Here is an 11,798-nt window from a genome sequence, read left to right as displayed (position 1 = left end):
GGGCGGTTCGAACGCCCCGCGGCGAAGCCGCTGCGCCATTAGGGTGTGCCGGTGTGGACGTAACTGTGCGCCGCAGCCCGAAAGGCCAACGGGCAGCAACGGCCGCGGCCGAACGGTGGTTCCTGGAGCGCGGCCTGCCGTCGGTGCTGACGACGCGGGGCCGTTGGCGACGGTTGTGGCCGCGATGCGCCCCGATGCTGACCGCCTGGGCGGCTGTGGAAGCGTGCCTGCTCGGCGTCTATTTCGTCAGCGACGGCAACGAGGTCTTCATCGACGGAAACCCGAGCACCCACCAATGGGTGATCCTGGCGTTGCTCGCCGTCGCGCTCCCGCTCGGCGCGCTGGCCGGGTGGCTGGTGTCGCGGATCTCGAGCGGACGCACCCGCGCGACCGTCGCGACCGCGGCGCTGGCCTTCGCGGTCTGCTGCGGACTCGTCGAATCCGGGCCCGTCCAACTGACCCGCGACGCCGTCATCCTGGCCGTGGTGCTGTTGTTGACCGGCTCCGGTGTCGGGTCGGTGCTCGCCTGGGCGGTGCGCATGACGCTGGAGCACCTGTCGACGGTCGGCACGCTGGCGGTGCGGGCCCTGCCGATCGTGTTGCTGACCGCGTTGGTGTTCTTCAACACCTACGTCTGGTTGATGGCCGACCTACGTCTGGTTGATGGCCGACCTACGTCTGGTTGATGGCCGACCTACGTCTGGTTGATGGCCGCGAACATCAACGGGGAGCGACTCTCGGCGGCCATCTTCTTTCTGCTCGGCATCGCCGGGACTTTCGTCGTCTCCAAGACGGTGGAGCGGGTGCGGCCGCTGCTGAAGTCGACGGCCTCGTTGCCGGACGGCAGCGACAATCTCGCGGGCACACCGTTCGCCGCGATGCACGATCCGTCGATCGGCTCACCGTTGAAGCGCACCGAACGCCTCAACGTGGTGTTCCTGCTGGCGACCTCGCAATTGATCGAGATTTTGGTGGTGGCCGCCGTCGGCGCCACGATGTACTTCATCCTCGGCATGATCATCCTGACGCCGCCGCTGCTCAAGGAATGGGCGCACAACACCGCCACCACCTCGACGATTTTGGGCTTCACGTTCCCGGCCCCCGACTCGCTGATCCACATGTGCCTGTTCCTGGGCGCGCTGACGTTCATGTACATCAGCGCCCGAGCCGTCGACGACGAGTACCGGGCGATGTTCCTCGACCCGCTGATCGACGACCTGCACACCGCCCTGGCCGCGCGAAATCGCTATCTCGGCAACGTCGCAACGATAGAAAGCGAGTAAGCAAGCGCCCGATCTATTCGGAATGCGTTACGGCGAAGTACTTCTCGTCGAGGTCGGCGAATCCGGCCCGCAAGCCACCGTCTACAACAGCATTCCGCTCAACGACTGCCCGGCCGAGCTGTGGTCCAAGCTCGACGCGGCCGCCATCGCCGCCGAACATGGCGCGGCGGCGGCCTTGCTCAACGGCCCGCGCTACTGGCTGATGAACGCGATCGAAAAGCAGGCCGACGGTCCCCAGGAGCGGATGACATTCGGCGGGATCGAGATGATCAAGCAGGCAACCGTGGCACTGTCGTCGATCAACCCGGCGCCGTACACCGTCAACGAAGTGACCCGCAACACCGTCTTCGTGTTCAATGCCGGCGAAAAGATCTACGAGCTCACCGATCCCGACGGCAACCGCTGGGTCATGCAGACCTGGAGCCAGGTCGCCGACCCCGACCTGTCGCGGGCCGACCTGGCCGGGCTGGCCGACCGGCTGACGCTGCCCGACGGGTGGAGCTATGCGCCGCGGGTGCTCACCGAGACGTTGCGGGTGGACACGACGACGCGTCCCGCCCGCGTAACGCAGGACGACCTGACGAACAGCTACTCGTTCGAATTCGACTGAGCCGCACCGTCATCGCGCCGAGACTTAAACCATTGCGACGCCACGCGGCGTGTCGTGTACGTGGTTTATGTGTCGGCGCGGGCTGGGGCCGCTGCGGGCATTACAGGTACTGGCCGAGGTTCGACTCGGTGTCGATGGCGCGCGAGGCGCTCGACGACTTGCCGGTGACCAGGGTGCGGATGTACACGATCCGCTCGCCCTTCTTGCCCGAGATCCGCGCCCAGTCGTCGGGGTTGGTGGTGTTGGGCAGGTCCTCGTTCTCGGCGAACTCGTCGACGATCGAGTCGAGCAGGTGCTGGATGCGCAGACCGGGTTGACCAGTCTCCAGCACCGACTTGATCGCGTTCTTCTTCGCCCGGTCGACGACGTTCTGGATCATCGCCCCGGAGTTGAAGTCCTTGAAGTACATGACTTCCTTGTCACCGTTGGCGTAGGTGACCTCCAAGAACCGGTTGTCGTCGATCTCGGCGTACATCCGCTCGACGACCTTTTCGATCATCGCGCGAATGCAGGCCGACCGGTCGCCGTCGAACTCGGCGAGATCGTCGGCGTGCACCGGCAGAGTCTCGACCAGATACTTCGAGAAGATGTCTTGTGCCGCTTCGGCATCGGGCCGTTCGATCTTAATCTTCACGTCGAGACGGCCGGGCCGCAGGATGGCGGGGTCGATCATGTCCTCTCGGTTGGAGGCGCCGATCACGATGACGTTCTCCAAACCCTCGACACCGTCGATCTCGCTCAGCAGCTGCGGGACCACCGTGGTCTCGACGTCCGACGAGACGCCGGTACCGCGGGTGCGGAAGATCGAGTCCATCTCGTCGAAGAACACGATCACCGGCGTTCCTTCCGACGCCTTCTCGCGGGCCCGCTGGAAGATCAGCCGGATGTGCCGCTCGGTCTCGCCGACGAACTTGTTCAGCAGCTCGGGGCCCTTGATGTTGAGGAAGTACGACTTGGCCTCCCGGGCGTCGTCGCCACGCACCTCGGCCATCTTCTTGGCCAGCGAGTTGGCCACCGCCTTGGCGATCAGCGTCTTGCCGCAACCGGGCGGACCGTAGAGCAGCACGCCCTTGGGCGGACGCAGCGCGTACTCCCGATACAGCTCCTTGTGCAGGAACGGCAGCTCGACGGCGTCGCGGATCTGCTCGATCTGGCGGGTCAGCCCCCCGATGTCCTGGTAGCTGACGTCGGGCACCTCCTCGAGCACAAGGTCTTCGACCTCGGCCTTGGGGATGCGCTCGAACGCGTAGCCGGCTTTGGTGTCGACCAGCAAAGAATCGCCAGGCCGCAACTTGCGCGGCCTGGTGTCGTCGTTGAGAGCATCGGGAACGCCGTCCGGCAGGTCCTCTGCCACCAGCGGCTCGGCCAGCCAGACGATCCGTTCCTCGTCGGCGTGCCCCACGACCAGTGCGCGGTGCCCGTCGTTGAGCACCTCGCGCAAAGTCGAGATCTCGCCGACGGATTCGAACGTCCCCGCCTCGACGACGGTCAGGGCTTCGTTGAGCCGGACCGTCTGCCCCTTGCGCAGCGCCGACACGTCGATGTTGGGCGAGCATGTCAATCGCATCTTGCGGCCGGAGGTGAACACGTCGACCGTTTCGTCGTCATGCGACGACAGCAAAACGCCGTAGCCGCTGGGCGGTTGGCCGAGCCGGTCGACTTCTTCCCGCAGCGCCAGCAGCTGCTGCCGGGCCTCTTTAAGAGTTTCCATTAATTTGGAATTGCGGGCAGCCAGAGAGTCGATGCGGGCTTCGAGTTGGTGAACGTCGCGCGCGGAGCGCGTGGCGCCCTGCGATTCGGCGGCCTGCTCGAGCTGCTCGCGCAGCGCCGCCGCCTCGCGGCGCAACTGTTCCAGCTCGGCAGCATCGCTGCTGGACATGCCGGTTTCGCGATCGATACCGAATGCTTCAGAACGCTCTGAGTCACCCATGTTGCGCTCCTTTCCCGCCCCGAATAAATGCGGTGGATCCTTACAACGCTACCGGCGATTGCCCGTTCGTGCGTGAACTCAAAAGCCATCAAAAGTCGCGTCTTTACTCCCGCTGGTAACCTCGGAGTCGATTTGGGACCACCGAGAGGACACCCCTTGACCGCAAACCCCTCACCACAGGCCTTGCCGTGGTCGCGGTCATCAACGCAATGTTTCCAACTGTGACTTCCATTGCACCAGTTGGCCGCACCGCAGCAACCACCGGGCTCCAAGAATCAAGCGTGGCCGAATAGTTTGGCCGAAATCTCCGGATGCACCGCAACCTGTCCGTAGCCCTGAGCACCGCCACTGCCGTGGCGGCCCTCGGGCTCGCGGCATGCTCGCACAGCGAACCCAAGGTGCTGCCGTCGTCTGGTTCGGCGGTCCCGGCGCCGACGTCCAGCCCGTTGCTCGTCGCGGCTCCCCCGACCGCGCCGCTGCCCGTGCCCGAGGCGTTGGTCGAGGTGCTGAACCGGCTTGTCGACCCCAATGTGCCGGGCATCAACAAGCTGGCCCTCGTCGAAGGCGCGACGCCGGACAGCGCGGCCACGCTGGACAAGTTCATCAACGCGCTGCGCGACAACGGCTATCTGCCCATCACGTTCGTCGCGAACAACATCGCCTGGTCGGACAAGAATGCGGCCAACGTGGTGAGCACCGTCGGCGTCAACACCGCCAAGGGACCCAACGGCTCGTTCACCTTCCCGATGGAGTTCGCGCCGATCCAGGGCGGCTGGCAGCTGTCCCGGCGAACAGCGGAAATGCTGTTGGCACTGGGCAACTCGCCGGCACCGCCGCCGCCCAGCCCGACGGTTCCGCCGCCGCCACCGGAACCCGTACAACCGCCGCCGGGCTGATGTGGATCGCCTGGCTCGAGTTCGACGTGCTGCTGGGCCCGGAGCTTGGGGTGCGATCGCTCAAGGAGAAGCGCTCGGTGATCCGTCCCGTCGTCGCCGAACTGCGCCGCAAGTTCAGAGTGTCGGCCGCCGAGACGGGTGCCCAGGAGCTGTATCGGCGAGCCGGGATCGGGGTGGCCGTGGTGTCCGGTGATCGTACGCATGCGGTCGAAGTGCTGGACGCGGCCGAACGCCTGGTCGCCGCGCATCCGGAGTTCGAGCTGCTGTCGGTGCGACGCTCGCTCGTCCGCAGCGACGATGACTAGCCGCGCTTAGCCGTCCCTGCCCGCCCGCTTACGGCCCAACGGCATCGGGGCCACCGTGCCTGGCGCGAGCCGGCGCGTCGCCACCAGGAACGCCGTGTGCCCGCGCATCGTGTGCTGCGGTCGCACCGCGAGGCCGACGACGTGCCAACCGCGCTGCATGGTTTCCCAGGCGCGCGGTTCGGTCCAGCACTCCTGGGCCCGCAGCGCCTCGACCACCTTCGACAGCTGAGTGACCGTGGCCACGTAGATCATCAGCACCCCACCGGCGACGAGGAGCCGCGCCACGGCGTCCAGCACCTCCCACGGCGAGAGCATGTCCAGCAGGGCCCGGTCGAAGGACGCGTCGGGCAGCCCGGATTCGGCGACGTCTCCGACGATCAGCTCCCAGTTGGCGGGCGCGCCGGAGAAAAACACGTCGACGTTGTGCCGGGCGTGTTCGGCGTGATCCGCGCGCACCTCGTAGGAGACCACCCGCCCGCCGGGTCCCACCGCGCGCAACAGCGAACAGGTCAGCGCGCCGGAGCCGGCGCCGGCCTCCAGCACGCGGGCACCCGGAAAGATGTCGCCCTCGTGCACGATCTGCGCGGCGTCCTTGGGATAGATGACCTGGGGTCCGCGCGGCATCGACATGATGTAGTCCACCAGCAGCGGGCGCAGCACCAGGTAGGGGTTGCCGTTGCTGGACTTGACGACGCTGCCCTGTTCCAGCCCGATGATCGCGTCGTGGCCGATCGCGCCGCGGTGGGTGTGGAACTCCGCACCTTCGGCCAGTTCCACGGTGTAGTGACGGCCCTTGGCGTCGGTGAGCTGAACGCGCTCGCCGACGACGAATGGACCGGTGTTGGACACGCCGTTCAGCGTGCCAGCCGACTCGCCGCCGGCGATGCTCGGGGTTGTCGGTACCGGGACCTAGGCTGCGAACATGACCGACCAGCCGCAAGACCAGGCGCGGACGGCCGCCAGACCGGCACTGTCACCGTCGCGAGCGGCGGACTTCAAGCAGTGCCCGTTGCTGTACCGGTTCCGGGCGATCGACCGGCTGCCCGAGCCGCCGTCGACGGCGCAGATCCGCGGGTCGGTGGTGCACGCCGCGCTCGAGCAGCTCTACGGTCTGCCCGCGGCGGCACGCAGCCCCGAGACCGCGATCTCGCTGGTGGAGCCCGCCTGGGAGCAGGTGATGGCCGCCGAGCCGGACCGGTTCTGCGAGCTGGACACCGACCAGCGGACCCAGGTGCTCGACGAAGCCCGCGCGCTGCTGTCCGGCTACTACCGGCTGGAAGACCCGACGCGATTCGACCCGCAGTGCTGCGAGCAGCGGGTGGAGGTGGAACTGGCCGACGGCACCCTGCTGCGGGGGTTCATCGACCGGATCGACGTCGCCGCCACCGGGGAGCTGCGGGTGGTCGACTACAAGACCGGCATGGCGCCGCCGGAGGCGCGGGCCCTGGCCGAATTCAAGGCGATGTTCCAGATGAAGTTCTACGCGGTGGCGCTGTTGCGTACTCGCGGCGTGCCACCCACCCGCCTGCGCCTCATCTACCTCGCCGATGGTCAAATGCTGGACTACTCGCCCGAGCTCGACGAGCTGCTGCGCTTCGAGAAGACCCTGATGGCGATCTGGCGCGCCATCCAATCCGCCGGGCAGACGGACGATTTCCGCCCCAGCAAGTCGCGGTTGTGCGACTGGTGTCCGCACCACGAGTACTGCCCGGTTTTCGGTGGCACCCCGCCGCCCTACCCCGGATGGCCGGAAGACGTCGGCGCAAGCTATTTCGCGTTTCGACGAACCGGCGGCATGATCGCCTTCGGCTAGTCGAGCGGCGACATCTCCTGCAGGATCGTCGGAATGAGTTCGCTGACGGTGGGATGGATGTGCATCGTGCGCGACAGCGTGGTGTAGGGCGCCTTGGCCGACATGACGTCCAGGATCGCGTGGATCGCCTCGTCGCCGCCGACGCCCAGGATCGCGGCTCCGAGAATCTGCTGCGTCTCGGCGTCGACCACGACTTGCATAAAGCCTTGCGTCTCACCTTTTTCCACGGCCCTGCCCACCCTGGTCATCGGCCGCCGACCGATCAGCGCCTTGCGCCCCGACTTGCGGACCTCGCCGACCGTCATCCCGGCGCGGCCCAGCGGCGGATCGATGTAGAGCGCGTAGGTGGGGATCCGGTCGCTGACCCGGCGCGGGTCGTCGTCGAGCAGGTTGGCGGCCACGATCTCGTAGTCGTTGTACGAGGTATGGGTGAAGGCGCCCTTGCCGTTGCAGTCGCCCATCGCCCAGATGTGGTCGACGCTGGTCTTGAGCGCATCGTCGACGACGATGAAGCCCCGAGCGTCGGTTTGCACACCGGCGGCCTCGAGGCCCAGATCGTCGGTGTTGGGCCGCCGTCCCGCCGCCACCAGCAGATGGCTGCCTGCGACGGGGTCGGCACCCGCGCTGGGCGTTAGTTCGAATCCTTTGTCGCTCTTACTGATCCGCACGTCGTTGGCATTGAGGATGATGTCGATGCCTTCGGCTTCCAGTATCTCCTTGATGGCGGCCGAGACATCCGCGTCTTCGCGTGCGGCCAACCTGGGGCCCCGCTCCACGACCGTGACCACAGCCCCGAAGCGGCGGAACATCTGGGCGAACTCCAGGGCGATGTAGCTGCCGCCGATGGTAACGAGATGTGTTGGCAGCGTGTCGAATTCGAGGATGGACACGTGGGTCAGGTAGTCGACCCCGTCGAGGCCCGGGATGTCGGGCACGATCGCGCGGCCACCGACGTTGAGGAAGATCCGGTCGGCGTGCAGTTCCCGGTCGTCGACGCGCAGGGTGTGCGGATCCGTGAAATGGGCGTGTCCGCGAATCACGGTGCAGCCGTCCATGCCGGCCAGCCAATCCTCGACACCCTTGCGGTCGGCCAGCACGATGCCATCCTTGCGCGCCTTGATCTTCGCCATGTCCACGCTGATCCACCCGGTCGCCACACCGTAATCGGCGCTGCGACGGGCCAGCTGGGCAACGTGCGCGCTGGCCACCAGCGTCTTGGTTGGGATGCACCCGGTGTTGACGCAGGTGCCGCCGATCAGTTTGCGCTCGATGACCGCGACGCGCTGCCCGGCGGCGGTCAGCCGTCCCGCAAGCGGGGGTCCGGCCTGGCCGGCACCGACGATGATCGCGTCGAAATGTTCGCTCACTTGACGGCCGACAGCAGGTATTCGGTCAGCAGGTGACCCGTCAGTGCCGCAATGGCGAACCCGCCCAGGACCGCGACCGCGTCCTCGAGCAGCGCGATCGGCAGGTCCCGCCCACCGCTGAGCGCCACCAGCCGCTTGCGCGCTTGATAGCCGCCCAGGGTGCCGAGCACCGTGCCGACGATGCCGGCCCCGAGCGCCGAAAAGGTCCAGTGCGGCCACGCGCCGAGCGCCGCGCCCGCCAGCCCGCCCATGACGAGCCGGGCCGCGAACTCCGGAGGCGCCGTGCGCGCCGGCGTCTTGGGCAGCTTGTCGTTGACCAGTTCGCCGACGGCCAGGACGCTGAAGATCACAACGGTGATGATGTTGCCCATCCACGATGCCCACGTGCCGTGCAAGTCGATCCAACCGAGGTATGCGCCCCATGCGACGACGGCGGGAGCCGTCAGGGAGCGCAACCCCGCGACCACCCCAATCAGCAAAGCCAGCAAGAGAACAAGGGCATGTGTCACGGCGAGCCTCCTGGGAATGAACAGCGCGGCAACCATAAAGAAGGGACGGCCGTGCCGGCCTCTCCCCTAGCCGGACGCTAACACAGCTGGGGCCGGGCCGATGAGTTCAGAATCGGCAGAACCGGATATCGGAAGCCAGAATGGCTTTGGCGCCGATGGCCGCGAGCTCGTCCATGATCTCGTTGACGCCCCGACGCGGCACCAGTGCGCGGATCGCGACCCAATCCGGGTCGGCCAGGGGGGCGATGGTCGGCGACTCCAGCCCCGGCGTGATGGACGTGGCCTTGTCCAGTACCGCGCGCGGGCAGTCGTAGTCGAGCATCAGATACTGCTGCCCGAACACCACCCCCTGAATGCGGGCAACCAATTGATCGCGTGCCGCGCCCGGTGCGCCCTGGCCGTCCGGACCGGCGCGCTCGATCAGCACCGCCTCCGAATCACACAGTGGCTCACCGAAGGCCACCAGGTCGTGCAGGCTCAGCGTGCGGCCGGATCCGACCACATCGGCGATCGCATCGGCTACCCCGAGTTGCACCGAAATCTCCACGGCGCCGTCGAGTCTGATGACCGTCGCCTCGATTCCTTTGTCCGCCAGGTCCTTTCGCACCAGATTCGGGTACGCGGTGGCAATCCGCTTGCCGGCCAGATCGGCCGTCGTCCACTCCAGCCCGGCCGGCCCCGCGTAGCGGAAGCTGGACGACCCGAAACCCAGCGCCAGGCATTCGCGTACCGGCGCATCCGAGTCGAGCACCAAGTCTCGGCCGGTGATGCCGAAATTTAGCTGCCCCGAGCCGACGTAGATGGCAATGTCTTTGGGCCGCAAAAAGAAGAACTCGACGTTGTTGGCGCGGTCGATGACGGTGAGGTCTTTGGAATCGGTGCGCCGCCGGTAGCCCGCCTCCAAAAGGATCTCGCTGGCCGGCTCGCTCAGCGTACCCTTGTTGGGAACCGCAACTCGCAACATGCTCACAGCTTCCGATAGACGTCGTCGAGGGACAGCCCGCGCGCGATCATCAGCACCTGCGCCCAGTACAGCAACTGGCTGATCTCCTCGGCCAATGCATCGTCGGATTCGTGCTCGGCGGCCAGCCATACCTCGCCGGCCTCTTCGAGGATCTTCTTGCCCAGCCCATGAATCCCGCCGTCGAGCGCGGCGACCGTGGCGCTGCCGGCTGGTCGGGTGCGGGAGAGCTCGCCGAGTTCGGCGAACAGGCCCTCGAATGTCTTCACGGCCAGCGATTGTTTCACGAGGCGGCGAGCAAAGTCATCTCGGTTTCTCACCGGTGCCATCGGCTACGGCAATCCCGTAGCGCCACAGTTTGTTTCGCAGTGCGCGGCACCGCTAATCGAACCCGGACAGCGTGGTGCGCAGCGCGTCTTCCAATTGGGCACTGAACGGCGGACTCCCGGCCGTATCGGAGGTCAGCCACCGGTCGAGGACGAATTTGACTGTGGCCAAACTCGTATGGACCAGCAGCGCGGGGCGGACGTCGGCCGTGGCATCGACGCCCAGCCGGAAAGCGACCTGCTCGAGGAATGTGTCGTGGTCTTTCTCGCTGACCAGCGCCGTTTTACTCAACAAATGGGGCGCGGTGGCGATGGCGTGCCGCCAGGTATCCAGATTGTAAAGTTCGTCGGCGTCGCGGGCACGCGTGACGAATACCCGAATCAAGGCCTCCACAGCCGACTCGTCGGGCGGTCGCGCGCCGTACGAACCGACGATTTCGCCGATCGCGTCCCGGACGGGATCGACCAGCAGGCCCTCTTTGGTCGGCGCGTGCCGGAAATAGGTACTGATGGAGATTCCGGCGGCCGCGGCAATGTCCTCGGTCGTGACGGCATCGAATCCTCGTTCGGCGAACAGCTCGAAAGCGATGTGCTGAATCTGCGTGAGCAACTCGGCACGGCGCCGGTCCCGTAGCGATCCGGTGTTTGCTGAGGGCATGCCATTACTTTCGTCGAGCTGACATCCAACGCGTATGCGCCGTCCGGCGACGATCTCAGGTGAGTGACTCTACACTATTGAAAGTCCCTATCAAGTAGGCTACTGTGACTCAGCACACACCGAGAACTGCAGTTTACGGAGCTTGGTGGCGGTACCTTTATGCAGATGCATTGTGCCCCACCTCGCTCCCCGCGTTCTGCGCTCGTGCACTTGTTGGTGAGGGGAGCGCCAATGGAGGCAGTGACTGGTGCGCGATGATCGCTAGCCTGGGTTTGCTGGGCAGACCGTCGGGTGCTCGGAGATGACGACCCGGGAAGACGGCGTCATCGCCATCCAGAACTGGTCTGCCGGATACGTCAAACGTCATCCGGTTGCCTCGCTGACGACCGTCGGCGAACAGTTCGTCCTTGGTGTGCGCACCGTTCAGTATTTCTTCGTGGATTTGGTGACCGGCCGATTTCAGTGGCAGGAATTTGTTCGCCAGGGCGCGTTCATGGCCGGCACCGCCGTGTTGCCGACGATTCTGGTTTCGCTGCCCATCAGCGTCACGCTGTCCATTCAATTCGCCTTGCTGGCCGGGCAGGTGGGCGCCACCTCGCTGGCCGGCGCGGTCAGTGGGCTGCGGTCATACGCCAGGGCGCGTCGCTGGTGGCCGCCGTTCTGATGGCCTCGGCCGTCGGGTCGGCGATCACCGCCGATCTGGGTTCGCGCACCATGCGCGAAGAAACCGACACGATGGAGGTGATGGGCGTCTCGGTGATCCGCCGGCTGGTGGTGCCGCGTTTCGCGGCGGCGATCATGATCGGCGTCGCGCTCACCGGCGTCGTGTGCTTCGTCGGATTTTTCGCCAGCTACATGTTCAACGTGTACTTCCAGAACGGGGCGCCGGGCAGCTTCGTGTCGACCTTCGCCTCGTTCGCGACGACCGACGACATGACCCTGGCGTTGGTGAAGGCGGTCATCTTCGGCGCCATCGTGGCCGTCGTCTCGGCGCAGAAGGGCCTGTCCACCGTCGGCGGCCCGACCGGCGTCGCGAACTCGGTGAACGCGGCCGTCGTCGAAGCGATCCTGCTGCTGATGATCGTCAACGTCGCGATCAGCAGCTTTACATCATGTTGGTGCCCAGGACGGGGCTGTGAC

The 11,798-nt window shown here is 66.2% G+C and carries 11 protein-coding genes and 2 pseudogenes; 6 read left to right on the top strand and 7 right to left on the bottom strand.

Annotated features, from left to right (window positions below; genetic code table 11):
* Positions 1-53: 53 nt before the first annotated feature.
* Both T428_RS25470 and T428_RS0103915 read left to right on the top strand, forming a co-directional pair.
* Positions 54-1,283: pseudogene (locus T428_RS25470) on the top strand (hypothetical protein).
* 22 nt (positions 1,284-1,305) lie between these two features.
* On the top strand, positions 1,306-1,893 hold the full coding sequence (locus T428_RS0103915; RefSeq protein ID WP_025735443.1) for a hypothetical protein: 588 nt from the start codon (positions 1,306-1,308) through the stop codon (positions 1,891-1,893).
* Positions 1,894-1,993: 100 nt separating this feature from the next.
* Here T428_RS0103915 and arc read toward each other — a convergent pair whose 3' ends face one another.
* Entirely contained in the window at positions 1,994-3,823 is a 1,830-nt protein-coding gene (gene arc / locus T428_RS0103910) for a proteasome ATPase (RefSeq protein ID WP_025735442.1), read from the bottom strand.
* A gap of 311 nt (positions 3,824-4,134) precedes the next feature.
* Here arc and lppK point away from each other — a divergent pair, with 311 nt between their 5' ends.
* Entirely contained in the window at positions 4,135-4,719 is a 585-nt protein-coding gene (gene lppK, locus T428_RS0103905; RefSeq protein WP_025735441.1) for a lipoprotein LppK, read from the top strand.
* Positions 4,719-5,024 carry a DUF503 domain-containing protein gene (locus T428_RS0103900; protein WP_025735440.1) on the top strand — a complete coding sequence of 102 codons (306 nt, stop codon included), beginning with the start codon at positions 4,719-4,721 and terminating at the stop codon, positions 5,022-5,024. Before lppK ends, T428_RS0103900 begins: the two co-directional genes overlap by 1 nt.
* A 6-nt stretch (positions 5,025-5,030) precedes the next feature.
* Here the strand turns inward: T428_RS0103900 and trmI are convergent, their stop codons facing one another.
* Complete coding sequence (trmI, locus tag T428_RS0103895; RefSeq protein ID WP_025735439.1) at positions 5,031-5,873, bottom strand: tRNA (adenine(58)-N(1))-methyltransferase TrmI; 843 nt, start codon at positions 5,871-5,873, stop codon at positions 5,031-5,033.
* Positions 5,874-5,946: 73 nt separating this feature from the next.
* Here trmI and T428_RS0103890 point away from each other — a divergent pair, with 73 nt between their 5' ends.
* Positions 5,947-6,837 (top strand): RecB family exonuclease, encoded by an 891-nt coding sequence (locus tag T428_RS0103890; RefSeq protein ID WP_025735438.1) that lies wholly within the window; start codon positions 5,947-5,949, stop codon positions 6,835-6,837.
* On the opposite strand, the gene T428_RS0103885 is transcribed toward T428_RS0103890, so the two are convergent.
* The 5 genes from T428_RS0103885 to T428_RS0103865 form a co-directional block, all read right to left on the bottom strand.
* The gene (locus T428_RS0103885; protein ID WP_025735437.1) at positions 6,834-8,204 is read right to left on the bottom strand and encodes an FAD-containing oxidoreductase; all 1,371 of its coding nucleotides are present in this window, start codon (positions 8,202-8,204) and stop codon (positions 6,834-6,836) included. The two genes, T428_RS0103890 and T428_RS0103885, sit on opposite strands and share 4 nt — an antisense overlap.
* Entirely contained in the window at positions 8,201-8,713 is a 513-nt protein-coding gene (locus T428_RS0103880; RefSeq protein ID WP_025735436.1) for a membrane protein, read from the bottom strand. The genes T428_RS0103885 and T428_RS0103880 overlap by 4 nt, the downstream gene beginning before the upstream one ends.
* A 106-nt stretch (positions 8,714-8,819) precedes the next feature.
* Positions 8,820-9,677, bottom strand: coding sequence for an ATP phosphoribosyltransferase (gene hisG / locus T428_RS0103875; protein WP_025735435.1), 858 nt, complete (start codon positions 9,675-9,677; stop codon positions 8,820-8,822).
* Between the two features lie 2 nt (positions 9,678-9,679).
* On the bottom strand, positions 9,680-9,961 hold the full coding sequence (locus tag T428_RS0103870) for a phosphoribosyl-ATP diphosphatase (protein ID WP_025735434.1): 282 nt from the start codon (positions 9,959-9,961) through the stop codon (positions 9,680-9,682).
* 94 nt (positions 9,962-10,055) lie between these two features.
* On the bottom strand, positions 10,056-10,658 hold the full coding sequence (locus tag T428_RS0103865; protein WP_025735433.1) for a TetR/AcrR family transcriptional regulator: 603 nt from the start codon (positions 10,656-10,658) through the stop codon (positions 10,056-10,058).
* Between the two features lie 301 nt (positions 10,659-10,959).
* On the opposite strand from T428_RS0103865, the pseudogene T428_RS25465 reads away from it, so the two are divergent.
* A pseudogene (locus tag T428_RS25465) lies at positions 10,960-11,797 on the top strand (MlaE family ABC transporter permease).
* Position 11,798: the final 1 nt, after the last annotated feature.

Source organism: Mycobacterium genavense ATCC 51234 (assembly GCF_000526915.1).
In the GTDB taxonomy this organism is placed as follows: domain Bacteria; phylum Actinomycetota; class Actinomycetes; order Mycobacteriales; family Mycobacteriaceae; genus Mycobacterium; species Mycobacterium genavense.
This window is presented reverse-complemented; position numbering and strand designations above follow the sequence as displayed.

What these genes read in the sequence shown, in the direction of transcription:
- T428_RS0103915 (WP_025735443.1), top strand. Translation starts at nt 1,306, where the DNA reads ATGCGTTACGGCGAAGTACTTCTCGTCGAGGTCGGCGAATCCGGCCCG.
- arc (WP_025735442.1), bottom strand. Translation starts at nt 3,823, where the DNA reads ATGGGTGACTCAGAGCGTTCTGAAGCATTCGGTATCGATCGCGAAACC.
- lppK (WP_025735441.1), top strand. Translation starts at nt 4,135, where the DNA reads ATGCACCGCAACCTGTCCGTAGCCCTGAGCACCGCCACTGCCGTGGCG.
- T428_RS0103900 (WP_025735440.1), top strand. Translation starts at nt 4,719, where the DNA reads ATGTGGATCGCCTGGCTCGAGTTCGACGTGCTGCTGGGCCCGGAGCTT.
- T428_RS0103890 (WP_025735438.1), top strand. Translation starts at nt 5,947, where the DNA reads ATGACCGACCAGCCGCAAGACCAGGCGCGGACGGCCGCCAGACCGGCA.
- hisG (WP_025735435.1), bottom strand. Translation starts at nt 9,677, where the DNA reads ATGTTGCGAGTTGCGGTTCCCAACAAGGGTACGCTGAGCGAGCCGGCC.
- T428_RS0103865 (WP_025735433.1), bottom strand. Translation starts at nt 10,658, where the DNA reads ATGCCCTCAGCAAACACCGGATCGCTACGGGACCGGCGCCGTGCCGAG.